Origin of the sequence: Kitasatospora sp. NPDC006697 (assembly GCF_042869935.1) — a bacterium.
Lineage (GTDB): Bacteria > Actinomycetota > Actinomycetes > Streptomycetales > Streptomycetaceae > Kitasatospora.
In genome coordinates, this window is record NZ_JBIAGU010000008.1 from 215974 (window position 1) to 241822 (window position 25849).

Here is a 25849-nt window from a genome sequence, read left to right on the forward strand (position 1 = left end):
CCTGTTCGGCGTGGATTCACCGGCAAGTAGCCGGAGGCAAGCCCCCCTTGGCGGCGATTGCCGAGAATTCGCCCTGGGGTCACCATCGGTTCAGGTGCCGACCAGCACCACCGTGGCCAGCACCTTGTCGGCGAAGGTCTGCCGGCGGCGGTCCCAGATCGGCCAGAACCAGCCCAGGAAGCAGGGCAGGGTGTCCAGCACGTGCGCCAGGTCGCGCAGGAAGGCCCGTCGCACCCCCGTCTCGGCGCCGTCCAGCGGGCCGGCCAGCCGCAGCTCCATCAGCTGCTTGCCCCAGCTCTGCCCGGTCCGGCCGGCCCGCCACCAGCGGTTGTAGCCGAGCAGCGCCAGCGAGAGCAGGAGCAGCCCGGTCTGCAGCCCGGTGGCCCCCGGGTCCAGCACCCCGGCGATGATGTTCGGCGCGGCGCAGGCCAGGCAGTCGATCAGGAAGGCCACCACACGCACTGACCAGTGGGCGTAGCTCACCGCGACCGCACATCCCTTCGCCAGGCCTGCCCCCGCGCACCAGCCTGCCAGCAGCCGGCCGCCCCGCAAGCCGGACTGCCCCGCCCGGCTGACCGGACGTCAGCCGACCCCCGGTCAGAAGTTCGCCACCGCCCCCGCCGGCCGCCCCAGCAGATCGCGCAGGCCCACCGCCTCCGGCACGCCCAGCCGCTCGGCCAGCTCCAGCGCCCGGGCCAGGTGGGCGGTGCCCTCGGCGTGCTGCCCGGCCGCCAGCTCGTGCTGGCCCAGCCCGGCCAGCGCCCGCACCTCCTCCAGCGGGGAGCCGGCCGCCAGCGCGCCGTCCAGCGCCGCCGCGAACTCCCGGCGGGCCGCCGCGGGCCGGTCGGTGCCGGCCAGCAGCCGGCCCATGATGTTGCGCAGCTCCGCCTCGCCGGCCCGGTCGCCGCGCTCCCGGCAGAGCTCCAGCGCCTCCCGCAGGGTCCGCTCGGCGTCCTCGGCGCGGCCCAGCGCGGCCAGCGCGTCGCCCAGGTAGGCGAGCACCCGGGACTCGCCCAGCCGGTCGCCCTGCGCCCGGTAGAGCTCCAGGGCCGCCCGCAGGTTCTGCTCCGCCTCGGCCGGGCGGCCGGTGGCGAGCCGCAGCACGCCCAGGTAGGCGACGGTGTTCATCCGCCCGCGCGCCTCGTCCAGCTCGTGGTACATCGCGCTGGCCCGCAGCAGGTCCTGCTCGGCCGCCCGGTACTGGCCGATCACCAGCCGCACCGCGCCCAGCGCCATCACCGCGTTGGCCTCGCCGATCAGGTTGCCCAGGCCCCGGTAGAGCGAGCCGGCCCGGCGGTGGGTGGCCTCGGCCTCCCGGTAGCGGCCGGTCAGCTGCTGCAGCGAACCCAGGCTGGCCAGCGCGTAGGCCTCGCCCGGGCGGTCGCCGCGGGCCCGGCAGAGCTCCAGCGCCTGGCAGAGGCTCTGCTCGGCGCCGTCCAGGTCGCCGGTGAGCTGGCGGATCAGGCTGAGCTCGCTGAGCGCGGCGGTCTGGCCGGTGCGGTTGCCCAGCTCGCGGAAGAGCTCCAGGGCCCGCTCGGTGCTCTCGGTCGCCTCGGTGTACTCGCCGGTGATCCGGCCCAGGATGCCCAGCTGGCTCAGCGCGTCCGCCTCGCCGGGCCGGTCGGCGGCGTCCCGGGCCAGCGCCAGCGCGGAGATGAAGTGCATCCGGGCCCGGGAGTTGCAGCCGAAGGTGCGCTCCATCGCGCCCAGCTGGATCCGGGCCGAGGCCTGCCCGCAGGGCTCGTCCAGCTCCCGGAAGAGCTCCAGTGCGAGCCGCAGATGCTCCGCGGCCGCCTCGTGCTCGCCGGTCAGCCGCTGGAAGGTGCCCAGGTGGGTCAGCGAGGAGGCCTGGCCGAACCGGTCGCCGGTGGCCCGGGCGGTCTCCAGCGCGATCCGGTGCAGCGCCAGCGCCTGGCTCCAGTGGCCCTGCGTGCGCAGGAAGTCGTGCAGCGCGATCGGCAGCCGGATCGCGTAGTCCGGGTGCCCGTGCGCGGCGGCGTACTCCACGGCGGCGTGCAGGTTGCCCCGCTCGGCCCGCAGCCAGGCGATCGCCGCCTCCTCGGTGGGCAACTCGGTGCCGGCCGAGCGCTGGGCCGGCACCCAGCGCGGCCGCCGCGCCGCCAGCCGCTGCTCGGCCTCCACCACGGTGGCCAGGCAGCTCTCCAGCAGCCGACCGACCGCCGCGTGCCGCACCCCGGGGTCGTCCATGGTGCCCAGCGCCCGGGCGTGCTCGCGGATCAGGTCGTGCATCCGGTAGCGGCCGCGGACCGGCTCGTCCACCAGGTGGTGGTCCTCCAGCTCCTCCAGCAGTCGGCGGGCGGTGGCCAGGTCGGTGCCGTCCAGCGCGGCCGCGGCCCGGGCGTCGAAGTGGTCGCCCGGGTTGAGGCCGAGCCGGCGGAAGAGCCGGCGCTGAGCGGGCGTCAGGTCCCGGTAGGAGAGGTCGAAGGCGGCGGCCACCGAGACGTCCTCGGCGCGCAGCGCGGCCAGCCGCCCGGCCGCCGCCGCCAGGTCGGGCACCAGGTCGGCGACCGTCCAGGCCCGCCGGTGGCGCAGCCGGGCGGCGGTCAGGTGGATCGCCAGCGGCAGGTTGCCGCAGAGCCGGACCACCTCGGTGACGGCCGGCTGGTCCGGCGCCAGGTCGCGGCGCTGCGCGGTGGCGGTGAACAGCTCGGCGGCCTCGTTGGGCGGCAGCACGCCGAGCGTCATCGGCACCGCGTCGCCCAGCGCCGGCAGCCGGCGGCGGCTGGTGACCAGCACCAGGCTGCCCGCGGTGCCGGGCAGCAGCGGGCGGACCTGCTCGCTGCTGCGGGCGTCGTCGAGCAGCAGCAGCATCCGCCGGCCGGCCAGCCGGCCGCGCCACAGGTTGGCCCGGGCGTCCAGGTCCGGCGGGATCTGCTGCGGGGCCACGCCGACGGTCAGCAGCAGCGCGGCCAGCGCGTCGGCCGGCTCCACCGCCGGGGTGCCGGGAGTGTGGGCGTGCAGCGGCAGGAAGATCTGCCCGTCCGGGAAGTCGGCGGCCAGCCGGTGCGCGGCGTGCACGGCGAGCGCGCTCTTGCCCACCCCCGGCATGCCGTCCAGCGCCACGATGCCGACCGGGCCGTCCACGCCCGAGCGGCAGGCCGTCAGCAGCTGCTCCAACTCCTCGTAGCGGCCGGTGAACCCGGCCACGTCCCGGGGCAGCCCGGCGCCGGCCGCCACGGTCGGCGCGGCCTCGTCCTCCTGCCGCTCGGCCTCGGCCTGCTCGGCGCGCAGGATCTCCTGGTGCGCGGCCCGCACCCGGGGCCCGGGCTCGATGCCCAGCTCCTCGATCAGGGTGCGGCGCAGCCGCTGGTAGCCGGCCAGTGCCTCGGCCCGCTGGTCGGTGCGGTGCAGGGCGATCATCAGCTGGCGGTGGAAGGCCTCGCGCAGCGGGTGCTCGGTGGTGAGCCGGTTCAGCGCCGGGATCACCCCGTGCGGACGGCCAAGCTCCAGCTCGGCGTCGAACTGCCATTCCAGCGCCTGCAGCCGCAGCTCCTGCAACTGCTGCACGTGCGGCAGCGCCTCCTCGGCCAGCCCGGGCAGGTCGGAGAGCGGGGTGCCGCGCCAGAGCCGCAGCGCCGCCGCGCAGCGCTCGGCCACGGTGGACCACTCGGCGGTGCGCCGGGCCGCCCTGGCCTGGTCCAGCAGCTCGGTGAAGACGGCGGTGTCCAGCTCGCCCGGGCCGGCCTGGAGCAGGTAGCCGGGGGAGGCGGTGCGCAGCCGGGCCGGGCCGCCCGGGCCGAGCAGTCGGCGCAGCTGCACCACGTGGTTGTTGAGCGAGGTGGCGGCGGTGGGCGGCGGGTGCTCGCCCCAGAGCGCGCCGGTCAGCCGGTCCCGGGAGACCACCCGGCCGGGCTCCAGCAGCAGCATGGCCAGCAGCGCGCGCACCTTCGGGGAGCTGACCCGCAGTGCGGCGCCGTTCTCCCCATGGACCGTCAGCGGCCCCAGCAGACCGAAGCGCAGTGCGGGCGCCTCCGGTGCCGGGCCGGTCGGGCGGCCTGCCACAGGCCCTTGTTGATGGTCCATTATCCGGATGTTACCCGCCCGTGAGCGGCCTGCGGCAGGCTCAAGACGACCGAGCCGGACCGGGCCGGTGCCGAACAGGGGAGGGCACCGGCCGGGTCGGCCTTGGTCGAAGCACCGCACCGCAGAGGGAGGACCCGGACATGACCGCCGACCGCGACACCGCCTGGACCTGAGCCCCGCCGACCTCGCCGCCCGGCAACACGCCGACGCGGCCCGCGGGTGCCGAGTGGGACGCCGCGGGTCGGGTAAGTGTTGGGGGGAACGGCCGGGGCCACAAGGGCCTCGCGGCCCTGATGGGGTGAGGTCATGACGGACAACGCCACCGAATTCGCCATCGACTCGCTGGACCCGGAGGACCTGGAGACCGGGGCGGACGCACCGCTGCCGCCGCGCTCCGACCTCCCACTGGACGCCGCCGCCGACGTGGCCGACGCGGTCGAACAGACCCGCCAGGTCCCGGTCGACGACGACGAGTACCCGCGCTGACCGGCGCCCCACCGCCGGTCAGCGCGTAGCAAGCCCGGCACCGCCCCGGGTCCGCTCGCGCTCGGCTCCGCCACGCAGTCGCCCCCTCCCGCCGGTACGCACCGTTGCGTACGCGCACCGTGACGCTACGCGGTGCCGCCCCGGCTCCGAAAGGCGCCGCCGACGGATTGGCCGAGAACGGACAATCGCTCTCCGGGGCGCCCGCCCGCTGCCGCGGGCGTAGCGTGGAGCCCACAGCCGGGAGCACCGACCGGCCGCTCCCGCCCGGAAACCTCCGGTGGAGGCAGCGAATGAAACTGCAGGACGAACTTCCCGTGGACCACCGCCTGGCCCAGGTCTACCGCGCGGGCGCCGGCCTGATGGGCCTGCTGCTGCTGATCTGGGGCTGCTTCGGACTGGCCGGCACGCCCGGCTTCCTGAGCACCCACGGACAGAACATCGCCGGGATGTCGAGCAACGGCGCGCTGAGCGTGCTGTCGATCGTCTTCGGCGGGATCCTGGTGGTCGCCGCGGTGATCGGGGGCAACATCGCCTCCTGGACCAACATGATCGTCGGCGCGATCTTCTTCGTGGCCGGATTCGTCGGCCTGATCGCCCTCGACAGCAGCTGGAACCACCTGGCGTTCCGGATGGTCAATGTGATCTTCAGCTTCCTGTTCGGGCTGGTGGTCGCCACCTTCGGCATGTACGGCCGGGTCAGCGGCCACCTGCCGCACGACAACCCCTACTGGAAGCAGCGGCACCCGGGCGACCGGGAACCCGAGGAGGAGGTCGCCGGCCGCTGGCACGTACCGGCCTTCAAGACCGTGCTGCGCCCGACGGTGCACCACTGATGTCCACGGCACGGCGGCGCGCGGAGATCGGGGTCATCGGTGGCTCCGGTCTCTACGCGCTGCTCGACGAGGTCGCCGAGGTCCGGGTCGGCACGCCCTACGGGGCGCCCAGCGACTCGGTCTTCCTCGGCGAGATCGCCGGGCGCACGGTGGCCTTCCTGCCCCGGCACGGCCGCGACCACCGGCTGCCGCCGCACCGGATCAACTACCGGGCCAACCTGTGGGCGCTGCACTCGCTCGGGGTGCGCCAGGTGGTCGGTCCGTGTGCGGTCGGCGGGCTGCGGCCCGAGTACGGGCCCGGCACGCTGGTGGTGCCCGACCAGTTCGTGGACCGCACCTCCGGCCGGCTCCAGACCTTCTACGACGGCCTCCCGCGGCCGGACGGCGGCCTGCCCGAGGTGGTGCACGCCCCGGTCGCCGACCCCTACTGCCCGGCCGGCCGCTCCGCCGCGCTGGCCGCCGCCCGCGCCCAGGCCTGGGAGCCGGTGGACGGCGGGACGCTGGTGGTGATCGAGGGCCCGCGGTTCTCCACCCGGGCCGAGTCGCGCTGGTACACCGCCAACGGCTGGTCGGTGGTCGGCATGACCGGCCACCCGGAGGCCTTGCTCGCCCGCGAGCTGGCCGTCTGCTACACCTCGCTGGCCCTGGTCACCGACCTGGACGCCGGGGTGGAGGCCGGCGAGGGGGTCACCCACCAGGAGGTGCTGGAGGTCTTCGCGCGCAACGTCGACCGGTTGCGCGGCGTGCTCTTCAAGGCGGTCGAGGCGCTGCCCGCCACCCGCGACTGCGTCTGCTCGCACGCCCTCGACGGCGTCACCACCGGCCTGCCCGGGGTGCCGTCACCCGGATAATTTCGACCGCCGGCGCCCCGGGTGGATTGGAACACCTCCGGCCGGGGCACCAGCGGGGATACAACAGCAGCACCCAGAGGTGAGGAGGCGGGGCAATCATGGAGGGTCCGGCTCTCTCCCCGCGCGAACGGCAGCTCCTCGACGAGATCGAGGCCGACCTGCGTACCGACACGGTCCTCGACACCGAGCTGTCCACCATGCGCATCATCCACCTGCGGCGACTGCTGCACCTGTTCGCCCCCTGGCGCCACCAGCACCCCAGACCGCCGGAACCGGAGAACGGGTCCTGACCGAGCCGGGCCCCGCACGCCGCGCGTGCGGGGCCCGGCGCCGCCGGCGGCAGCTCAGGACGGGACCTCCTCCAGGCGGAAGCCCACCTTCACGGTCACCTGGTAGTGCTTGATCGCCCCGTCCGCGACGTGGCCGCGCACCTGGGTCACCTCGAACCAGTCGATGTTGCGCAGGGTCTGCGAGGCGCGGGCCAGGGCGTTGCGGATCGCGGCGTCGGTGCCCTCGTGGGAGGAGCCGACGATCTCGGTCACCCGGTAGGTGTGCTCGGACATGGTGGACCTCCGTGCTGGCGGTGCTGGTGGACGCTGTCACCTCCACCGTCGCCCAGCGGGCCCGGCGCCGCGCGGCGGGAGCGGTGCCGGGGTGAAGCCTTACGGAAGTCGAACGGTCCGCCCCGGTCCCTCCGCCGCCCCGCCCGCTGCTCCTATCCTCGGAGCCGTGACCGAACCTGCCCCGCCCGCCCGGATCCTCGTGGTGGACGACGATCCCACCGTCGCCGAGGTGGTGACCGGCTACCTGCTGCGCGCCGGCTACGCCGTGGACCGCGCCGCCGACGGCCGCGCCGCGCTGGAGCGGACTGCCGCGTTCCGGCCCGACCTGGTGGTGCTGGACCTGATGCTGCCCGAGCTGGACGGGCTGGAGGTCTGCCGGCGGCTGCGCACCGCCGCCGGCCGGGGCCCGGCCGTGCTGATGCTGACCGCCAAGGGCGAGGAGGCCGAGCGGATCGCCGGGCTGGAGCTGGGCGCCGACGACTACGTGACCAAGCCGTTCAGCCCGCGCGAGCTGGTGCTGCGGGTGGGCGCGGTGCTGCGCCGGGCCAGCGCCGTGGCGGGGCCTGAGCGGCTGGTGGCCGGCGACCTGGAGCTGGACCCGCAGGCCCGGCGGGCCGCCCGCGGCGGGCGGGAGCTGGCGCTGACCCAGCGCGAGTTCGACCTGCTGGCGCACTTCGTCCGGCACCCGGGCACCGCCTTCGGCCGCGAGGAGCTGATGAGCCGGGTCTGGGGCTGGGACTTCGGCGACCTCTCCACCGTCACCGTGCACGTGCGGCGGCTGCGGGAGAAGGTCGAGGACGACCCGGCGGCCCCGGCGCTGATCCGCACCGTCTGGGGCGTGGGCTACCGGTTCGACCCGGCGGGCGGTGCGGCCGGGTGAAGGACCTGCTGCTGATCGCCCTGATCGCCGCCCTCGGCGCGGGCGGGGTCACCCTGCTCGGCTGGCCCGCGGTGCGGCTGCTGCGCCGGCGCTCGGTGCTGCTCTCGCTCTTCGCGGTCGCCGTGGTCACCGTGCTGGCGATGACCGCGGGCACCCTGGCGGTGGCGCAGGCGATGTTCCTGTCGCACCACGACCTCGGCGTGGTGATCACGGTGACCTGCGTGGCCGCGCTCGGCTCGCTGGGCACCGCCGCGCTGCTCGGGCGCCAGGTGGTGGCGGGCAGCCGGGCGCTCACCCTGGCCGCGCGCACGGTCGGCAGCGCCGGGGGCTTCACCGCCCCGGACCGGCCGCTCGGCGCCGAACTGGCCGAGCTGAGCGCGGAGCTCGCCGCCACCAGCGCCCGGCTGGCCGAGTCCCGGGAGCGCGAGCGGGCGCTGGAGTCCTCCCGGCGGGAGCTGATCGCCTGGATCTCGCACGACCTGCGCACCCCGCTGGCCGGGCTTCGGGCGATGGCCGAGGCGCTGGAGGACGGCGTGGCGGAGGACCCGGCCCGCTACCACGCCCGGATCGGCACCGAGGTGGACCGGCTGGCCGGCATGGTGGACGACCTCTTCGAGCTCTCCCGGATCCAGGCCGGGGCGCTCGCCCTCAGCCCGGCCCGGGTCTCGGTCTACGACCTGGTGGGCGACGCGCTGGCCGGTGCCGACCCGCTGGCCCGCGAGCGCGGGGTGCGGCTGGCCGGCGGGCGGGTGGACCGGGCGCCGGTCGAGGTGGACGGCCGGGAGATCACCCGGGTGCTCGGCAACCTGCTGGTGAACGCGATCCGGGCGACCCCCGCGGACGGCGTGGTGGAGGTGGCGGCCCGGTGGGAGGCGGGCGAGGTGCTGGTCTCGGTGACCGACGGCTGCGGCGGGATCGCCGAGGACGACCTGCCGCGGGTCTTCGAGACCGGCTGGCGCGGCGGCAGCGCGCGCACCCCGCGGCAGGACGGGAGCACGGGCGGGGCCGGCGCGGACCGGCGGCACGGGGACACCGGGGCGGGGCTGGGGCTGGCGATCGTGCGCGGCATCGTGGAGGCGCACGCGGGGCGGGCGACGGTGCGCAACGTGGGCGGCGGGTGCTGCTTCGAGATCGCGCTGCCGGCGGCGCCGGCCTGAGGGGCCGCCGGAAAAGCGTTTGAGCCGCCGGGCCCGGCGGCCCGATGATCCTCGGCGTGGACGAACTGCTGAACGTGGTCGACGTCGAGGCCACCTGCTGGGACGGGCCGGTGCCGGACGGCGCCGTGAGCGAGATCATCGAGATCGGGCTGACCGTGGTGGACCTGACCCGGCGTCAGCGGGTCGGGCGGCACCGGATCCTGGTACGGCCCGAGCGCTCCGAGGTGAGCGCCTTCTGCACCGAGCTGACCGGGTTGACGGCGGCGGAGGTGGCCGGCGGGGTCGGCTTCGCCGAGGCCTGCCGACTGCTGGCGGCCGAGCACCGGGCGGGGGAGCGGCCGTGGGCCAGCTGGGGGGACTACGACCGGCTGCAGTTCACCCGGCAGTGCCGGTGCGGTGCCGTCGGCTACCCGTTCGGGGCCCGGCACACCAATGCCAAGGCCCGGTTCACCGAGGCGCACGGGCTGCGCCGGCGGCCCGGGATGGCGCAGGCGCTGGAGCTGGCCGGGCTGCCGTTGGAGGGGCGGCACCACAGCGGCGAGGACGACGCGTGGAACATCGCCGCGCTGGTGCTCCAGCTGGTCGAGCGGGGTCACTGGGCCTCGAGCTGACCAAGCGTCAGTAGGCCTTCGGAGTCCGGGCGTTTCGCCGAACGGCATGGGTTCACTCGAACTAATGAATGACGCGAAACTCCCGGGCGTGGCGCGCCGCACCCTCCCTATCTTCTTGATCACCAGCACACCGCAGGTGCCAGGGAGGGGACCATGCACGACTACACCGCAGCGGAGCGCGGACTGACCCGCCGTCGGCTGCTCACCGGGGCGGCCGCGCTCGGCGGCGCCGCCTGGCTGCTGCGCGGCACCGTCACGCCCGACCAGGCCAGGGCCGACGGCCTGCCCGAGGTCACCGTCCCGCCCGCGCTGCCCGGCGGCCTGGCCGTCTACCGGCAGGTCTACCAGAACTGGGCCGGCGAGATCCACGCCGACCAGCTCTGGACCTGCGCCCCGGCCACCCCGGCCGACGTGGTCGCGCTCGCCAACTGGGCGCACGCCCAGGGCTGGCAGCTGCGTGCCCAGGGGTACCGGCACACCTGGGCCCCGCTCACCGTGCCCGACGGCACCCCGGCCGGCAGCACCGTGCTGCTGCTCGACACCACCCGGCACCTGACCGCGATCGCCCCGGCCGGCACCCCGGCCGCCCCCGCCGTGCGCGCCCAGGCGGGCGCCGCGATGGAGCAGCTGCTCGCCCAGCTCTCCGGCCAGGGCCTGGGCATCACCCACTGCCCGGCCCCCGGCGACCTCACCCTCGGCGGCGTGCTGGCCATCGGCGGCCACGGCACCGCCGTGCCCGCCGCCGGCGAGGCGGCGCCGCCCGGCCACGGCTACGGCTCGGTCAGCAACCTGGTCACCGAGCTGACCGCCGTGGTCTGGGACGCCACCGCCGGGCAGTACGCGCTGCGCACCTTCGACCGGGCCGACCCGGACTGCGCCGCGCTGCTGGTCCACCTCGGCCGGGCCTTCGTCACCGAGGCCGTGCTGCGCGCCGGGCCGGACCAGAACCTGCGCTGCCAGAGCCGCACCGACATCCCGGCCGGCGAGCTCTTCGCCGCCCCCGGCACCCCCGGCGCCCGCACTCTCGCCGGCTTCCTGGAGCAGACCGGCCGGGTCGAGGCGATCTGGTACGCCTTCACCGACCGGCCCTGGCTGAAGAGCTGGAGCGTCACCCCGGTCCAGCCGCTCGGCTCCCGCCCGGTCGACCAGCCCTACAACTACCCGTTCTCCGACAACATCCCGACCCCGGTCGCCCAGCTGGTCGGCGAGCTGGTCAGCGGCTCCTGGGGCCTGGCGCCGACGTTCGGGCAGCTGCAGCTGCTGATCACCGAGATCGGCCTCACCGGCGACCTCACCGACGTGCTGCTCTCCGGCACCCTGCTGCGCGACCTGCTCACCCTGGACGTGGTCACCCACCTGCTCGCCGACGGGCTGCACTCCGACCTCTGGGGGCCGTCCCGCGCCCTGCTGCAGTACGTCCGGCCCACCACCCTGCGGGTCACCGCCAACGGCTACGCGGTGCTCTGCAAGCGGGCCGACGTGCAGTGGGTGGTCAGCCAGGTCACCGGCGAGTACCAGCAGCTGCTCGGCCGGTACCAGGCGCGCGGGCAGTACCCGGTCAACGGCGCCGTGGAGATCCGGGTCACCGGCCTGGAGGATCCGGCCACCTGCGGGGTGCCCGGCGCCCAGCCGCCGCTGCTCTCCGCGATCCGGCCGCGCGCCGACCACCCCGAGTGGGACTGCGCCGTCTGGTTCGACGTGCTCACCCTGCCCGGCACCCCGGGCCTGCACCAGTTCGGCCGCGACCTGGAGCAGTTCCTGATCGCCACCTTCGACGGCACCCGGGCCGGCCTGCGGGTCGAGTGGTCCAAGGGCTGGGCCTACACCGCCGACGCCACCTGGGCCGACCCCGATGTGCTCGGCCGGGTCATCCCCGACAGCCTGCGGGCCGGCGGCGGCCCCGGCTGGGACCAGGCCGTGGCCACCCTGGACCGCTACGACCCCGCCCGGGTCTTCAGCAACCCGTTCCTCGATCAGCTGCTCCGCTGAGCTGACCGACACTGGAGGGGTGATCACCACCCCGATCGACGAATCGGTGCGGGCCCGGCCGGCCGCCGCACTGCGCCCCTACGTCGCGTGGTACTCCGGCTACCGGCAGGCCGGGGTGGCCCCCGCCGTGCACCGCGGCCTGCCCTCGCCCTACCTGACGCTGATCCTGACCCTGGACGACCCGCTCACCCTGGCCGCCCACCCCGATCCGGCCCAGCCGCCCGGGGAGTACCGCACACTGCTCGGCGGGCTGCACACGACGCCCGCGCTGATCACCCATCAGGGTGCTCAGTCCGGCGTGCAGATCGCGGTCAGCCCGCTCGGCGCCCGCACGCTCTTCGGCCTGCCGGCCGGGGAGCTGGCGGGCGCCGACTACCCCGCCGAGGAGGTGCTGGGGCGGTGGGCCGCCGAGGGCCAGGAGCGGGTGCGCGGGGCGCGGGGCTGGCCGGGCCGGTTCCGCGCCCTCGACGGCTGGCTGCTGCAGCGGGCCGCCGAGGCCGCCGCGCCGCCGCCCGAAGTGGTCCGGGCCTGGCAGCTGCTGCTGGCCAGCCGCGGCCTGGCCGGCGCCGCCCGGCTGGCCGCCGAGGTCGGCTGGAGCACCCGGCACCTGGCCGCCCGCTTCCACACCGAGATCGGCCTCACCCCGAAGACCGCGGGCCGGGTGATCCGGTTCGACCGGGCCCGCCGGCTGCTCACCGCCCCCGGCGCGCCCCCGCTCGCCGCTCTGGCGGCCGGCTGCGGCTACTTCGACCAGTCCCACCTGGCCCGCGAGTTCAACGCGCTGGCCGGCTGCCCGCCCAGCCGCTACCGGGTGGAGGAACCGCAGCGGGCCGGCTGACCGGGAGGCGCGCCGGGTTCCGAAACGTCCAAGCCGGGCGGGCCGGTCCGGAGCAGGCTGGAGGGGCAAGCGAGAAGCGGGACTGCGAGCGAGGAGGCCTGTCATGGCTGACGAGGAGACCCAGGAGCGTGCTGTCCAGGACCGTGCCGTCCAGGAGCGTGCACCGATGGTGTGGCCGACCTTCCGGGCGCGGGACGCCCGGGGGATGATCCGGTTCCTGGCGGAGGCGTTCGGCTTCGAGGAGAACGTGGTCTACGGCGAAGGCGAGCTGGTGCACCACGCCGAGCTGGACTGGCCCGAGGGCGGCGGGGTGATGCTCGGCTCGGTCCGCGGGGACGACAGCGACAAGGGCCTGCACGCGCCCGGCCACTTCAGCGCCTACGTGGTCACCGACCACCCCGACGCCGTGCACGACCGGGCCAAGGCGGCCGGCGCCCGGATCACCACCGGGCTCCACGAGACCGAATACGGATCCCGCGACTTCGCCGCCACCGACCCGGAGGGCAACCACTGGTACTTCGGCACCTACCGCGGCGCGCCGCGCCGCGGCTGACACCAGCCGGAAGCCGTGCCCGACCGGAAATACCGCGCGGGGTCCGGTAGCTGCACTGGGGTGGAGGTGGAGCGATGAGTTCCCAGCAGCAGGAGTACCGCACCGAGCACGACTCGATGGGCGAGGTGCGGGTGCCCGCCGAGGCCAAGTGGCAGGCCCAGACCCAGCGCGCGGTGCAGAACTTCCCGGTCTCCGGCCAGCGCCTCGGCCGGGCGCACATCGCGGCGCTGGCCCGGATCAAGGGCGCGGCCGCCGCGGTCAACGAGCGGCTCGGCATCCTGGAGCCGCCGGTCGCCGAGGCGATCCGGCAGGCCGCCGCCGAGGTGGCCGAGGGCCGCTGGGACGCCGAGTTCCCGGTGGACGTCTTCCAGACCGGATCCGGCACCTCGTCCAACATGAACGCCAACGAGGTGATCGCCACCCTGGCCGGCGAGCGGCTGGGCCGCCCCGTGCACCCCAACGACCAGGTCAACGCCAGCCAGTCCTCCAACGACGTCTTCCCGTCCTCGATCCACGTCGCCGCCACCGCCGCCGTCACCGGGGAGCTGCTGCCCGCGCTGGCCCGCCTGGAGGCGGCGCTGGCCGGCAAGGCGGAGGAGTTCGCCACCGTGGTCAAGGCCGGCCGCACCCACCTGATGGACGCCACCCCGGTCACCCTCGGCCAGGAGTTCGGCGGCTACGCGGCCCAGGTCCGCTACGGCCAGGAGCGGCTGCGCGCCACCCTGCCCCGGGTGGCCGAGCTGCCGCTCGGCGGCACCGCCGTCGGCACCGGCATCAACACCCCGCCCGGCTTCTCCGCCGCCGTGATCGCCGAACTGGCCGAGAGCACCGGCCTGCCGCTGACCGAGGCCCGCGACCACTTCGAGGCACAGGGCGCCCGGGACGGCCTGGTGGAGCTCAGCGGCCAGCTGCGCACCATCGCGGTCGGCCTCACCAAGATCGTCAACGACCTGCGCTGGATGGCCTCGGGCCCGCGCACCGGCCTCGGCGAGATCAACCTGCCCGACCTGCAGCCCGGATCCTCGATCATGCCGGGCAAGGTCAACCCGGTGATCCCCGAGGTGGTGGCCATGGTCGCCGCCCAGGTGGTGGGCAACGACGCCACCGTGGCGATGGCCGGCGCCAGCGGCAGCTTCGAGCTCAACGTGATGCTGCCGGTGATCGCCCGCAACCTGCTGGAGTCGATCCAGCTGCTCGCCGCCGCCGCCCGGCTGCTCGCCGACCGCACGGTGGCCGGCACCACCGCCAACGCCGAGCGGGCCCGCGAGTACGCGGAGTCCTCGCCGTCGATCGTCACCCCGCTCAACCGCTACCTCGGCTACGAGGAGGCCGCCAAGGTCGCCAAGCAGTCGCTCGCCGAGTCCAAGACCATCCGCCAGGTGGTGCTGGAGCGCGGCTATGTCGCGCAGGGCCTGCTGACGGAGCAGCAACTGGACGAGGCGCTGGACGTGCTGCGGATGACCCGGCCGTAGCGAGTCTCCCGGAGGGCGCGACGCCCCGGTGCCGGGTCCGTGCGAGGCGGGGGTGCGGCGGGTACGGTCGGACCAGCCCGGGCCGGTGCGGTGGCCCGGCGGTGAGGGAGGCGGAGCGATGAGCGACCCAGCGGCGGCCGTGATGCGGGGCGCGACGGTCCGGTGCGTGCCGGCGGTGCCCAGCTGGGTGAGCCTGATGGCCGGCGACCTGGAGGGCGCCAAGGCGTTCTACGGCGAACTGCTCGGCTGGACCTTCCGCGCGGGCCCGAACCGCTGGGGCCCCTACGCGCGGGCGCTCTCCGGCGGGGTCCCGGTGGCCGGGATCAGCGGCTCCTCGGACCTGCAGCTGCCGGTCGCCTGGACCACCTTCTTCGGCACCGAGGACGCCGACGCGCTGGCCGAGCGGATCCGGGCCCGCGGCGGCACGGTGGCGATCGGCCCGCTCGGCTCCGACGCCGGCCGGATCGCGATCGCCTCCGACCGGGCGGGCGCGCCGTTCGGTGTCTGGGAGGGCGACACCGCGAACGGCGCGGTGATGTGCTCGCTGCCCGGAGCACCGGCCTGGATCGAGCTGCGCACCAAGGACGCCTTCGACTCGGCGCTCTTCTACGGCGAGGTCTTCGGCTGGGACAACCGGGAGAAGGACGAGTTCGAGGTGCGCTGGGAGCACGACCGGGTGGTGCTGCGCTCGGAGGGCCAGAGCGTGGCGGCGCTGGTCGGTGCCACGGATCCGGAGGCCCGGCCGAGCTGGAACGTGTACTTCTCGGTCGCCGACGCGGACGAGTCGGTGGCGCTGGCCGAGCGGCTGGGCGCCGATGTGCTCGGCGAGGTGCGGGACGGGCCGTACGGGCGGTGGGCCGACCTGCGCGATCCGCAGGGCGGGCGGTTCTCGCTGCTCGGGCCGCGCGACCGGGGCTGAGCCGGCGCGCCGGAGGTCAGGCGCGGTCCACCAGCGCGCTGCAGCGCCAGCAGACCGCCGGCGGGCGGGCCTCGGCCAGTGCGCCGCACTCCTCGCAGACCAGCGGCAGCAGGCAGGCGCTCTCGCCGCCGGCGGGCTCGCGGGGCTCCGGCTCATGCGGCTGCGGCTCGTACGGCTCCGCCTCGCGGGGCCGGGCGGAGGGCCGGCCGGTGCTGTCGTCCGTCACGCTCCGAGCCTATCCGTGGCTGCCCGCGCGCCGGGGCGCCCCCGGTGCAGGTCGCCCGCCACACCCGGTACCCGGGGTTGACGCCCGTCCGCCGTTCGGGCGAACCGGGCGCCGGATCGGTTCGGCCACGGAGGACCGGGGTACCGCTGGCCCCAAGATCATCAGGACTGCAGCCGAGGAGGCAGCGAGAGATGGAGCGCGAAGCGAACACCCAGGGCGAGCCCGGTCCGCACCCGGAGCAGGTGCAGCGGCACACGGTGGAGGAGGAGGCGGTCGAGTCCTTCGAGCACGGCGACGCCGAGTGGTACGCCGTGCTCGGCGAGGACTGACCCCCTTCCGTCCCACCGCCCGTCAGGAGATCCAGACCGTGGTCACGTTGCAGAACTCGCGAATACCGTGCCCGGACAGCTCCCGCCCGTAGCCCGAGCGGCGCACCCCGCCGAACGGCAGCGCCGGGTGCGAAGCGGTCATGCCGTTGAAGAAGACCCCGCCGGCCTGGACGTCGCGGATGAACCGGTCCTGCTCCTCCGGGTCGGTGGTCCAGACGTTCGAGCTCAGCCCGAACGGCGTGTCGTTGGCCAGCGCCACGGCGTGGTCCAGGTCCTCGGCCCGGTAGAGCGTGGCGACCGGGCCGAAGGCCTCCTCGTGGTGGATCCGCATCTGCGGGGTGATGCCGCTGAGCACCGTCGGCGGGTGGTACCAGCCCGCGCCCAGCCCCTCGGGCACCTCCGCCTCGCACTCGACGGTGGCACCCAGCGCCAGCGCGTCCGCCACCAGCTCGGCCAGCTCCTCCCGTCCCTGCGCCGTGGCCAGCGGGCCCACCTCGGTCTCCTCCCGCAGCGGATCACCGACCCGCAGCGCCCGCATCCGCGCCGTGAAGGCCTCCAGGAACTCCCCGTACACCTGCTGGTGCACGATGAACCGCTTGGCCGCGATGCAGGACTGCCCGTTGTTCTGCACGCGTGCCGTGACGGCGGTGCGCGCCGCCGCCGCCACGTCGGCCGAGGGCAGCACCACGAACGGGTCGCTGCCGCCCAGCTCCAGCACCGTCTTCTTGACCTCGTCGCCCGCCACCGAGGCCACCGAGCGGCCCGCGCCCTCACTGCCCGTCAGGGTCGCCGCGGCCACCCGGCGATCGCGCAGCACCGCTTCGACCCGGGAGGACTCGATCAGCAGGGTCTGGAAGCAGCCGTCCGGGAAACCCGCGCCGCGGAACAGGTCCTCCAGGTAGAGCGCGGTCTGCGGCACGTTGGAGGCGTGCTTCAGCAGCCCGACGTTGCCCGCCATCAGGGCCGGCGCGGCGAACCTGACGACCTGCCAGAGCGGGAAGTTCCAGGGCATCACCGCGAGCACCACGCCCAGCGGCCGGTAGCGCACCAGCGCCCGGCTGGCGCCCGCGTCCGCCACGTCCTCCGCCGAGGGGTGCTCGTCGGCGAGCAGCGCGGGCGCCCGGTCGGCGTACCAGCGCATCGCCTTGGCGCACTTGGCCGCCTCGGCGCGGGCCGCCGTCAGCGGCTTGCCCATCTCGGTGGTCATCAGCCGGGCGATGGTCTCCTGGTCGGCGTCCAGCAGCTCCGCCGCCCGGTGCATCAGCTGCGCCCGGCGCCCGAAGTCGGTCAGCCGGTACTGCGCGAAGGTCTGTTCCGCCCGGGCCAGCCGCTGCTCGACGGCGGCCTCCGAGTACGGCTCGAAGGTCCGCAGGGTCTGCCCGGTCGCCGGGTTCACGGTCGCGATGGCCATCGGTGGTCTCCTCGACAGGTGCGTGGGGTGGGGGCGCTCCCTGCCGAGCCTAGGCATGTCAGGGGGCAGGTGCATGCTTGGGACATGCCCGAGGGTGACACCGTTTTCCACGTCGCCGACCAGTTGCACCGCGCGCTGGCCGGCCGAGAGCTGACCGCGGCCGACCTGCGGGTGCCCGCGCACGCCACCGCGCGGTTGACGGGGCGCCAGGTCCTGGAGGTGCGCCCGCGCGGCAAGCACCTGCTGACCAGGCTGGAGGGCGGCCTGACGCTCCACACCCACCTGCGGATGGACGGCCGCTGGCAGGTCTACCGCACGGGGGAGCGCTGGACCGGCGGCCCCGCGCACCAGATCCGCGCCGTGCTGGGCAACGCGGAGCAGACCGCCGTCGGCTACCGCCTCCCGGTGGTCGAGCTGTTCCCCACCGCCACCGAGGCCGTGGTCCTCGGCCACCTGGGCCCCGACCTGCTCGGCCCCGACTGGTCGGTCGAGGAGGCGCTGCGCCGGCTGGCCGCCGCGCCCGGCCGGCAGGTGGCCGCCGCGCTGCTGGACCAGCGCAACCTGGCCGGCATCGGCAACGTCTACGCCAACGAGCTCTGCTTCCTGGCCGGCGTCACCCCCTGGGCGGCCGTGCGCGAGCTGCCCGACCCGGCCCGGCTGCTCGCCAAGGCCCAGCACCTGCTGCACGCCAACCGCCACCGCCCCGGCCACCCCACCACCGGCGACCCGCGCCGGGACCGCAGCCACTACGTCTACGGCCGCGCCGGGCGCCCCTGCCTGCGCTGCGGCACCCCGATCCGCACGGGCGCGGCGGGCGAGCCGCCGTACGAGCGGGTGGCGTACTGGTGCCCGCGCTGCCAGCGGGGGCCGGTGGCGGGTTAGGGGGCTGTCTACACCCGGAAGTCGGGGGGAAATCCGGTCCAGCGCAGGTCGTCGGTCAGGTGCCGCACGTCGTTGTGGACCAGCAGCGAGGCCGGTCGACCGGGCGCGTAGCGGATGACGGTCAGCGCGGCGTTGCCCTGGTTGAGGCCGAGCCAGCGCCAGGACGGGGCGTCCAGGGCATGCCGCACCAGCCAGCCGACGAGGAAGTTGTGCGTGACCACCAGTTCGTGGCGCTCCGTGTCACCCGCGACCGGGCCGGTGAACAGCGCCAGAGCCTGCCGTGCCAGCGCCGGACCGCGTTCGCGGTCCCCGGCGGGGGCCCCGGCGACGAAGCGCAGCAGGAAGTCGGCGGAGTCGGAGGGCAGTTCGTCCCGTTCCGGGACGTACGGGACGTAGTCCCCGGCGGCCTCCGAGACCTGCAGTGCGGCGCCGTCCAGGTGCTCGCCGATCAGCTGAGCGGTCTGCGCGGCGCGGGGGAGCGGGCCGTGGTGCACCACCGCGATGGGACGCTCCGCCAGCCGGCGGCCGAGCAGGGTGGCCTGCCGGCGTCCGTTCTCCGACAGCCCGCTCTCGTCCGGCAGCGCCTCGCCGTGCCGGACCAGGTAGAGGTAGCGGGTGGCCATCGCCCCGGTCTCCATTCCGTTCCTCACCATCCTGGTTCCGCCACGACGAGCGCCGCAGTCCCCTCATGCTCCACCCGGCGAAGGCCGCGGCCACCCGGGCGGCGTCCGCGCTCACCGGGGTGCGAGTAGAGCAGGGCGACGACGGTCACGGCAAGCATCGGCTTCGGCCAGGTGCACCTGATGTCCGACGGGCCGAGCGCATCCCCCACCTGCTCCGCTCGGCCCTGACGCCCCGTCAGGTCGCCGATCCGGCCGCCGCGCCCGTGGGACGGTCGGCGCCCCAGCGGGTGATGGCGGCTTGGAGGTCGAGGGCGCCGGGGCGGACGTCGGTGGAGGTGGGCCAGTCCTCGCGGGGGACGCGCCACATGACCTCGAACTCGTTGCCGTCCGGGTCCTGGGCGTAGAAGGACTTGGAGACGCCGTGGTCGGAGGCGCCGACCAGGGCGCCGCGGTCGCGGAGGGACTGGCCGATCTCGGCGAGCTCGGCGAGGGTGCCGACCTCCCAGGCGAGGTGGTAGAGGCCGACCCGGCCGGGCTGGGGGCCGGGGGCGCCGGCACCGATGGCGAAGAGGCCGAGGTCGTGGTCGTTGAGGGAGGCGTCGGCGCTGAGGAAGGCGGCGCGGCCGGGGATCTCGGCGGACACCTTGAAGCCGAGCGCGTCCGTGTAGAAGGCGACCGAGGTGGCGACGTCGCGGATGTAGAGGACGGCGTGGTTGAGGCGGCGGACGGGCATGTGGATCGATCCTTCGGTCAGGCCAGGCGGCCGCGGAGCAGGTCGTGCGCGGGGGCGACGGCGGTGCCGTTCACCTTGGCGCGCAGGTAGCGCAGGTTGCTGGGGGAGGCGTGCACGCCGGTGGGGGTGCGGTCGGCGACGGTGATGCCGTGGGCGGCGAGCTGGGCGGCCTTGTCGGGGTTGTTGCTCAGCAGGTCGATCCGGGCGGCGTCCAGAGCGTGCAGCATCTGGGCGGCGGCGGTGTAGTCGCGGGCGTCCTCGGGGAGGCCGAGGGCCGCGTTGGCCGCGTAGGTGTCCAGGCCGGCGTCCTGTAGGCGGTAGGCGTCGAGCTTGTTGTAGAGGCCGATGCCGCGGCCCTCCTGGCGCAGGTAGAGCAGGTAGCCGCCGTGCTCGGCGATCCGCTGCACGGCCTCGCGCAGCTGGGGGCCGCAGTCGCAGCGGGCGGAGCCGAAGACGTCGCCGGTCAGGCACTCGGAGTGCAGCCGGACCAGCGGGACCGCGGCGGCGGACGGGTCGCCCAGGCCGAGCGCCAGGTGCTCGGCGCCGTCGGCGAGGTCGTGGAAGGTGATGAACTCGGCGTCCACCGCGTAGCCGTCGCCGAACCGCAGCGGCACGGTGACCCGGGTGCGGATCCGGGCGGGGGCGGGCTGCTGGTGCGGGACGGTGCTGAGCTGGTGGGTCACGGGGGCCTCCGTCGGGTGACTGGAGTGGCAGGAGCGGTGGGACGGGATGTGAGTAGTTCAAATTTGAATGCGGCTCCGGTGACAGTACACCGCGCTTCAAATTTGAACAACCGCGTTAGACTGGCGGCATGGCAGAGGTGGAGCCCCGGTGGCTGGACGAGCAGGAGATGGCGGCCTGGCGCGGCTTCCTCGCGGCGAGCAACCTGGTGGGCCGCCGCCTGGAGCAGCAGCTGAAGGACGACGCCGGCCTCTCGCACATGCAGTACGAGATCCTGGTGCACCTCTCCGCCGCCCCCGGCCGCGCGCTGCGGATGGCCGAGCTGGCCGACCGGCTGGTGACCTCCAAGAGCGGGCTGACCTACCAGGTCGCCCAGCTGGAGAAGGCGGGGCTGGTCGGACGGCGGTCCTGTCCCAGTGATGTGCGCGGGGTCTTCGCCTACCTCACCGACCAGGGCATGGACGCGCTGCGCGAGGCGGCGCCGGGGCACGTGGCGGCGGTCCGGGAGGCGCTGATCGACGTGCTGGACCGCGAGCAGCTGGCGGTGGTCGCGCAGGCGCTGGGCGAGGTGGCGCGCCGACTGCGCTGATGCGCCGTCAGGCTGTCCGGCGGCGGGCCCACCGGTTGTGCGGATTCACCGGCGATCGGTCAACGCGCGTAGCGGCCCGGTGAACGAGGGGTGGCCCGGTCTGGTCTACGCGGGTCCTGGTGGGGGTTTTCTGCCGCGAGCGGCCCCAACCGTCTAGCGGCGCACCGGGGTTGGCCGCTACGCTCCACGGGCGCGGTCATGCCAATGATTGGAATCCATCGGCAGCTCCCAGCCGACGACGTGCCGCGCGCTCTCCCTGCACTCGCACATGTGGTACTCATCCCTGCCAGGCCACAAGGAGCGACCATGTTCCGCACTCCCCGGCTCTCCCGCCTCGGCGCCCTCGGCGCCACCGCCTTCTCCGCCCTGCTGCTCGCGGCCACCGCCGCCGCGCCGGCCCAGGCCGCCGCCGACAGCCACGGCTTCGTGCCCAGCCACCCGGACCAGGACTTCGCCGGCTCGACCGTCGTCGCGCACGAGGGCCGCCCGGCCGGCGGGCTGGCCCCGCTGGTCACCCAGACCCGTGGCATGGACGTCTCCAGCTACCAGGGCAACGTCGCCTGGTCGACGGCCAAGGCCAACGGCAGCGCCTTCGCCTACGTCAAGGCGACCGAGGGCACCGGCTACACCAACCCGTACTTCGCCCAGCAGTACAACGGCTCCTACAACTCCGGGATGATCCGCGGCGCCTACCACTTCGCGCTGCCGAACGCCTCCAGCGGGGCCACCCAGGCGACCTACTTCGTCAACCACGGCGGCGGCTGGTCCGCCGACGGCAAGACCCTGCCGCCGGCCCTGGACATCGAGTACAACCCCTACGGCGCCACCTGCTACGGCCTGAGCCAGAGCGCGATGGTCAGCTGGATCGCCAGCTTCAGCAACACCGTGCACAGCCTGACCGGCCGCTACCCGACCATCTACACCACCACCGACTGGTGGACCACCTGCACCGGCAACAACGGCGGCTTCGGCGCCACCAACCCGCTGTGGATCGCCCGGTACAGCAGCTCGGTCGGCACCCTGCCCAACGGCTGGTCCTACCAGACCTTCTGGCAGTACGCGGACTCCGGCACCTTCCCCGGCGACCAGGACTACTTCAACGGCGCCCTGGACCGGCTGCAGGCCCTGGCCGGCTGACGGTCCGGGCTCCAGGTCCTGGCCGGCTGACGGTCTGACGGACTGATGACGGGCGGGGTGCGGGCGCCGGCCCGCACCCCGCCCTCCTCATCAACTCGGCAGCGTCCACTTCTGGTTGGCGGCGCCGGTGCAGTCCCAGAGCTGCAGCCTGGTGCCGTTGGCCGAGCTCGGGCCGGTGGCGTCCAGGCAGCGGCCGGACTGCGGATTGACCAACTGGCCGCCGCTCGCCGTCCATTGCTGGGCCGCGGTGCCGTTGCAGTCGTAGAGCTGGGTCTGCGAGCCGTTGGCGGTGTCCCCGTTGGCCACGTCCAGGCACTTGCCGAGGGCGCGCAGGGTGCCGTCGCCCGGCACCGTCCACTGCTGGGCGGCGGTGCCGTTGCAGTCGTAGAGCTGGACCGCCGTGCCGTTGGCGGAGCTGGCGCCCGCCACGTCCGCGCACTTGCCGCCGTAGCCGGTGATCGCGCCGGTGGGCGTCGAGGACTGGGTGCCGCCCCAGGTGAAGGTGGCCGTGGTGTGCGCGGGCAGCTGGTAGGAGAAGCTCTGCGAGCCCCAGTTGACCCGCAGGTTCTGCGAGCTGCCGCTGTCGTTGTACGCCACCAGCGCCTTGGAGCCGTCCGGGTTGAGCCAGGCAACGTTCGGCACAGCGGTGTTGGCGGTGGAGTCGATCCGGTAGGCGCCCGGCTTCACGAACTTGGTGAGCTGCCCGAGGTCGTAGTACTCCACGGTGTAGTCCACCTGGCCGCTGCGCGAGTCGCCGTTGTGCACCGTCACCAGGCCGGTGCAGGTGCCGCAACCGCCGTTGTGCGGGCCCATGTTCTGGTCCACCGCGAGCGACCACTTGACCACCGACTTACCCCAGTTGCGGGTGTAGTCGATGATGTTCAGCATGTCCTCGCGCTGCTGGTCGGCGATCCAGGTGCCGCCGGAGTGCTCGGTGTCGAAGGCGTCCAGGCCCGGGTACTGGTTGTGCACCGTGGTCTGCTCGGAGACGTCGCCGCCGTAGCCGTGCCAGGCCATGCCGCCGAACAGCGGGTCGTTGCGGATCGCCGCGTCGTCCACCGTGGGCTGGGCGTAGCCGGCGTACTGGTCCCAGTTCCAGTCCAGCGCAAGGACCTTGGTGGAGAGCCCGGCCGCGTGCAGCGCGGGTAGCAGGTCGGTGCCGATGAAGTAGTGCAGGCCGGAGCCGTTCCACTGCATCGACGGGTAGCCCGCGCAGCAGGTGGGCTCGTTCTGCGCGGTCACGTAGTTCACCGGCACGCCGTTGGCCTGGTAGGCCTGGAGGTACTTGACGAAGTACTGGGCGTAGGCGGCGTAGTACTGCGACTGCAGCCAGCCCTGGCTGTAGGCGCCGCTGTCCTTCATCCACGGCGGTGCGGTCCACGGGGTGGCCATCACGCTGAGCTGCGGGTTGAGTTGGCGGGCCTGCCTGGTCAACGGCAGGACGTCGACCAGGTCGTGGGCGATGGAGAAGCTGTTGAGCGAGGGGTCGGTCTGGCCGGCCGGCAGGTCGTCGAAGGTGTAGTTGGAGCGGGCCAGGTCGGAGGCGCCCATCGGGTTGCGCAGGAAGTCCAGCCCGATGCCGTTGACCGGGTCGAAGAGGTTGCGCATCACCTGGTCGCGAGTGGTGCTGCTGAGCGCGCCGCTGGAGTTCAGCAGGTAGGCGGCGGTGTCGGTGAAGGAGGCGCCCGCGCCGGTGAACTGCTGGTAGCGGGTGTTCTCGTTCACCGTGATGGTCTGACCTCCGGTGCCCGTACCGGAGTTGAGCGGGATCGCGGCTTGCTGGGCCAGGCCCTGGACGACGTTGCGGCCGCCCGAGTCGTTGGTGCTGGTCAGCCAGACGGCGACCTGTCCGGTGGCGGCCGAGGCGGCCGGCGCCGGTGCGCCGAGGAGTGCGGTCGCGGCCAGGGCGGCGGTCCCGAGGACGGCGCCCAGGCGGGTGGCCGGGGCGGATCTGATGCGCATGGGGTGCTGCCTCTCGCATGGGGGAAGGGCGTTGAGGGGCAGGGCAGGGAGGGGACCCGGAGAGCGGGCGGTGCCCGTTTCTTTTCGACGCGATTAAACTGAGGATGCGAACACCCCGTCAAGGGTGCGCGCACCCCGGCCGGTCCGGCAGACTGGCGCCCACCGAATCGCTCGGTCCTGATCGACAACCCCGGAAGGAGGCTGCGCCCGATGGCTGTGCAGCCGCCGCAGACCGTCCGCGACCTGCGTCGCGCCAACCGCGGCGTGCTGCTGCGCAGGCTCTGGTTCCACGGACCGCTGGCCCGGCAGGACCTGATCAACGAGACCCGGCTGAGCCCCGGCGCCGTCAGCACGGTGACCGGTGAACTCATCGAGGACGGTCTGCTGGTCGAGGCCGGCACCCTCGGCTCCGAGGGCGGCCGCCCCCGGGTGCTGCTGCGGGTGGACCCGGGCGCCCGGCAGGTGGTCGGCGTGGACATCGGCGAAACCCGGGTCCGGGTCGAGCTGTTCGACCTCGACCTCACCGAACGGGCCCGGGTGGAGGTGCCCCTGACGCCGGGTCAGCACGACCCGGCCGCCACCCTGGCCGCGCTCGCCGAGGGCCTGGCGGTGGTCAGCGCCCAGGCCACCGCGCCGCTGCTCGGCCTCGGCATCGGCGTGCCCGGGGTGGTCGAGCACGGCGCCGAGACCCTGGTGCACGGCCAGACCACCGGCTGGCGCGCGGTGCCGCTGGTCCGGCTGATCGGGGAGTTCACCGAGCTGCCGGTGCTGATCGACAACGGTGCCACCACCATGGGCCAGGCCGAACTCTGGTTCGGCGCCGGCCGGGGCGCCCGGACCGCCGTGATCGCGCTGCTCGGCTCCGGCGTCGGCGCCGCGCTGGTGCTGGACGGCGCGCCCTACCGGGGCGTCGGCGGCAGCGCCGGCGAGTGGGGCCACACCACCGTGCAGGCCGGCGGGCGGGCCTGCCGCTGCGGCTCCTCCGGCTGCCTGGAGGCCTACGTCGGGGCCGGCGCGCTGGTCGACCGCTACCGCGAACTCGGCGGCCTGGAACCGGCGGTGGGCGAGGAGGCGGCACTGGCCGCGATGCTCGACGACCCCGCGGCGCCGGCGGCCCGCAAGACCCTGGACGAGGCGGCCGAGTACCTGGGGATCGGCCTGGGCAACCTGATCAACCTGGTCAACCCCGAGCTGATCGTGCTCGGCGGCTGGGCCGGGCTGCTGCTCGGCGCCGAGATGCTGCCCCGGATCCGGGAGGCGGCCGCCCGGCACGCGCTGCGGCACCCGTTCTCGCAGGCGCGGATCGTGCTGGGCGAGCTGGGCTCGGACGCGGTGGCGCGCGGCGCGGCGACGCTCTGGGTGGAGCGGTTCCTCAGCGGCGGCGGCGTCGGGTAGCGAGCCGGGCCGCTCGGCCGGCTACCAGCCGGCCAGGTGGGCGATCAGGAAGACCGCGGCCGCGGCCATCGCCACGCCGAGGGCGCCCGCGCCGGCCGCGCTGACCGCCGAGCGGACCCGGGCCGGCCAGAGCACCCGCCGCAGCCGGGCGCCGAGCGGCGGCGCCCCCGCGTCGACGCCGAGCACCAGCAGCTGTGCCGCGCCCGAGAGCATCGCCACCGCGAAGGCGAGCGCGATGCACCAGCCCGCGATCGGCGCCACGCCGGTCTCGTGCAGATCGGCGCCCTCGGCCTGCATCCGCACCCGCCGGCCGGGGTGCAGGCTGCCGTCCTGCACCGGGTCGGCCGGCAGCACCCGGCCGTCGTCGGCCCGGAAGGTGCCGGTGCAACTGGTCGTCCGGTGCTTGCCCGTCCCGGTGGTCACGCAGTGCTCGACGGTGAAGACACCGGGGGTGCCGGTCAGCCGGGCCGCGTAGCCGAGGTTGGCGCCGCCCCACCAGGCGGTGGCGACCGCGCCGCCGGTGAGCAGCAGGGCGGTGAGCAGCAGGAAGGCGGCGAACCCGGGGGAGCGGTGGGCGCCGGCGCTGTGCCGCCGGGCGCGCTCCGGGTGTGCGTCGGCAGGCCTCATGGTCGCGTCCCCCGTCCGGTGCTGCGCTGCTGCGCCCGCATCATGCCAGGCGGGGGCG

General features: G+C 74.7%; 27 protein-coding genes. 17 read left to right on the forward strand and 10 right to left on the reverse strand.

Annotated elements, in window-relative coordinates; all coding sequences use genetic code 11:
* Window positions 1-90 precede the first annotated feature (90 nt).
* Together ACFYNO_RS13900 and ACFYNO_RS13905 are read right to left on the reverse strand one after the other, a co-directional pair.
* Window positions 91-483 (reverse strand): RDD family protein, encoded by a 393-nt coding sequence (locus tag ACFYNO_RS13900; RefSeq protein ID WP_388010547.1) that lies wholly within the window; start codon window positions 481-483, stop codon window positions 91-93.
* A gap of 114 nt (window positions 484-597) precedes the next feature.
* A complete protein-coding gene (locus ACFYNO_RS13905) occupies window positions 598-4023 on the reverse strand; it encodes a BTAD domain-containing putative transcriptional regulator (protein ID WP_388010550.1) in 3426 nt (1141 codons plus the stop codon).
* A 327-nt stretch (window positions 4024-4350) separates the two neighbouring features.
* Between ACFYNO_RS13905 and ACFYNO_RS13910 the strand changes: the two genes are divergently transcribed.
* The 4 genes from ACFYNO_RS13910 to ACFYNO_RS13925 all read left to right on the forward strand — a co-directional run bounded on the left by ACFYNO_RS13910 (window position 4351) and on the right by ACFYNO_RS13925 (window position 6504).
* Entirely contained in the window at window positions 4351-4530 is a 180-nt protein-coding gene (locus tag ACFYNO_RS13910) for a hypothetical protein (RefSeq protein ID WP_388010553.1), read from the forward strand.
* Window positions 4531-4820: 290 nt separating this feature from the next.
* Window positions 4821-5363: a DUF308 domain-containing protein gene (locus tag ACFYNO_RS13915; RefSeq protein WP_388010556.1), complete on the forward strand. Its 543-nt coding sequence runs from the start codon at window positions 4821-4823 to the stop codon at window positions 5361-5363.
* A complete protein-coding gene (locus ACFYNO_RS13920; protein ID WP_388010559.1) occupies window positions 5363-6214 on the forward strand; it encodes an S-methyl-5'-thioadenosine phosphorylase in 852 nt (283 codons plus the stop codon). The genes ACFYNO_RS13915 and ACFYNO_RS13920 overlap by 1 nt, the downstream gene beginning before the upstream one ends.
* Window positions 6215-6312: 98 nt before the next feature.
* A complete protein-coding gene (locus ACFYNO_RS13925; protein WP_388010562.1) occupies window positions 6313-6504 on the forward strand; it encodes a hypothetical protein in 192 nt (63 codons plus the stop codon).
* 54 nt (window positions 6505-6558) lie between these two features.
* Here the strand turns inward: ACFYNO_RS13925 and ACFYNO_RS13930 are convergent, their stop codons facing one another.
* The gene (locus ACFYNO_RS13930; RefSeq protein WP_388010565.1) at window positions 6559-6777 is read right to left on the reverse strand and encodes a dodecin; all 219 of its coding nucleotides are present in this window, start codon (window positions 6775-6777) and stop codon (window positions 6559-6561) included.
* Window positions 6778-6943: 166 nt separating this feature from the next.
* On the opposite strand from ACFYNO_RS13930, the gene ACFYNO_RS13935 reads away from it, so the two are divergent.
* From ACFYNO_RS13935 to ACFYNO_RS13970, 8 genes are all read left to right on the forward strand, one after another.
* Window positions 6944-7657 carry a response regulator transcription factor gene (locus ACFYNO_RS13935; RefSeq protein ID WP_388010568.1) on the forward strand — a complete coding sequence of 238 codons (714 nt, stop codon included), beginning with the start codon at window positions 6944-6946 and terminating at the stop codon, window positions 7655-7657.
* Complete coding sequence (locus tag ACFYNO_RS13940; protein ID WP_388010571.1) at window positions 7654-8814, forward strand: sensor histidine kinase; 1161 nt, start codon at window positions 7654-7656, stop codon at window positions 8812-8814. The genes ACFYNO_RS13935 and ACFYNO_RS13940 overlap by 4 nt, the downstream gene beginning before the upstream one ends.
* 44 nt (window positions 8815-8858) lie before the next feature.
* Complete coding sequence (locus ACFYNO_RS13945; RefSeq protein ID WP_388010574.1) at window positions 8859-9425, forward strand: exonuclease domain-containing protein; 567 nt, start codon at window positions 8859-8861, stop codon at window positions 9423-9425.
* A 153-nt stretch (window positions 9426-9578) separates the two neighbouring features.
* A complete protein-coding gene (locus ACFYNO_RS13950; RefSeq protein WP_388010577.1) occupies window positions 9579-11414 on the forward strand; it encodes a cholesterol oxidase substrate-binding domain-containing protein in 1836 nt (611 codons plus the stop codon).
* 19 nt (window positions 11415-11433) lie between these two features.
* A complete protein-coding gene (locus ACFYNO_RS13955; protein ID WP_388010580.1) occupies window positions 11434-12252 on the forward strand; it encodes a helix-turn-helix domain-containing protein in 819 nt (272 codons plus the stop codon).
* Window positions 12253-12355: 103 nt separating this feature from the next.
* Entirely contained in the window at window positions 12356-12805 is a 450-nt protein-coding gene (locus ACFYNO_RS13960; protein WP_388010583.1) for a VOC family protein, read from the forward strand.
* A 74-nt stretch (window positions 12806-12879) separates the two neighbouring features.
* Entirely contained in the window at window positions 12880-14277 is a 1398-nt protein-coding gene (locus tag ACFYNO_RS13965; protein WP_388010586.1) for a class II fumarate hydratase, read from the forward strand.
* A gap of 118 nt (window positions 14278-14395) precedes the next feature.
* Window positions 14396-15196, forward strand: a complete 801-nt coding sequence (locus tag ACFYNO_RS13970; RefSeq protein ID WP_388010589.1) for a VOC family protein — start codon at window positions 14396-14398, stop codon at window positions 15194-15196.
* 16 nt (window positions 15197-15212) lie between these two features.
* Here ACFYNO_RS13970 and ACFYNO_RS13975 read toward each other — a convergent pair whose 3' ends face one another.
* Entirely contained in the window at window positions 15213-15422 is a 210-nt protein-coding gene (locus ACFYNO_RS13975) for a hypothetical protein (RefSeq protein WP_388010592.1), read from the reverse strand.
* Between the two features lie 191 nt (window positions 15423-15613).
* Between ACFYNO_RS13975 and ACFYNO_RS13980 the strand changes: the two genes are divergently transcribed.
* Window positions 15614-15751 carry a hypothetical protein gene (locus ACFYNO_RS13980; protein ID WP_388010595.1) on the forward strand — a complete coding sequence of 46 codons (138 nt, stop codon included), beginning with the start codon at window positions 15614-15616 and terminating at the stop codon, window positions 15749-15751.
* 22 nt (window positions 15752-15773) lie between these two features.
* Here the strand turns inward: ACFYNO_RS13980 and ACFYNO_RS13985 are convergent, their stop codons facing one another.
* Window positions 15774-17162, reverse strand: coding sequence for an NADP-dependent succinic semialdehyde dehydrogenase (locus ACFYNO_RS13985; protein ID WP_388010598.1), 1389 nt, complete (start codon window positions 17160-17162; stop codon window positions 15774-15776).
* Between the two features lie 84 nt (window positions 17163-17246).
* Here ACFYNO_RS13985 and ACFYNO_RS13990 point away from each other — a divergent pair, with 84 nt between their 5' ends.
* Window positions 17247-18044, forward strand: coding sequence for a DNA-formamidopyrimidine glycosylase family protein (locus ACFYNO_RS13990; protein WP_388010601.1), 798 nt, complete (start codon window positions 17247-17249; stop codon window positions 18042-18044).
* Window positions 18045-18052: 8 nt separating this feature from the next.
* On the opposite strand, the gene ACFYNO_RS13995 is transcribed toward ACFYNO_RS13990, so the two are convergent.
* The 3 genes from ACFYNO_RS13995 to ribA form a co-directional block, all read right to left on the reverse strand.
* Window positions 18053-18697, reverse strand: coding sequence for a histidine phosphatase family protein (locus tag ACFYNO_RS13995; RefSeq protein ID WP_388010604.1), 645 nt, complete (start codon window positions 18695-18697; stop codon window positions 18053-18055).
* Window positions 18698-18902: 205 nt separating this feature from the next.
* Window positions 18903-19400, reverse strand: coding sequence for a VOC family protein (locus ACFYNO_RS14000; RefSeq protein ID WP_388010607.1), 498 nt, complete (start codon window positions 19398-19400; stop codon window positions 18903-18905).
* Between the two features lie 17 nt (window positions 19401-19417).
* Complete coding sequence (gene ribA, locus ACFYNO_RS14005) at window positions 19418-20083, reverse strand: GTP cyclohydrolase II (protein WP_388010609.1); 666 nt, start codon at window positions 20081-20083, stop codon at window positions 19418-19420.
* A 128-nt stretch (window positions 20084-20211) separates the two neighbouring features.
* On the opposite strand from ribA, the gene ACFYNO_RS14010 reads away from it, so the two are divergent.
* Together ACFYNO_RS14010 and ACFYNO_RS14015 are read left to right on the forward strand one after the other, a co-directional pair.
* Entirely contained in the window at window positions 20212-20670 is a 459-nt protein-coding gene (locus tag ACFYNO_RS14010; protein WP_388010612.1) for a MarR family winged helix-turn-helix transcriptional regulator, read from the forward strand.
* A gap of 306 nt (window positions 20671-20976) precedes the next feature.
* Window positions 20977-21807 (forward strand): lysozyme, encoded by an 831-nt coding sequence (locus ACFYNO_RS14015; protein WP_388010615.1) that lies wholly within the window; start codon window positions 20977-20979, stop codon window positions 21805-21807.
* A 90-nt stretch (window positions 21808-21897) separates the two neighbouring features.
* Here the strand turns inward: ACFYNO_RS14015 and ACFYNO_RS14020 are convergent, their stop codons facing one another.
* Entirely contained in the window at window positions 21898-23769 is a 1872-nt protein-coding gene (locus ACFYNO_RS14020) for a ricin-type beta-trefoil lectin domain protein (protein WP_388010618.1), read from the reverse strand.
* Window positions 23770-23979: 210 nt separating this feature from the next.
* On the opposite strand from ACFYNO_RS14020, the gene ACFYNO_RS14025 reads away from it, so the two are divergent.
* Entirely contained in the window at window positions 23980-25164 is a 1185-nt protein-coding gene (locus tag ACFYNO_RS14025; RefSeq protein WP_388010621.1) for an ROK family protein, read from the forward strand.
* Window positions 25165-25185: 21 nt separating this feature from the next.
* Here the strand turns inward: ACFYNO_RS14025 and ACFYNO_RS14030 are convergent, their stop codons facing one another.
* Window positions 25186-25791, reverse strand: a complete 606-nt coding sequence (locus tag ACFYNO_RS14030) for a hypothetical protein (RefSeq protein WP_388010624.1) — start codon at window positions 25789-25791, stop codon at window positions 25186-25188.
* Window positions 25792-25849: the final 58 nt, after the last annotated feature.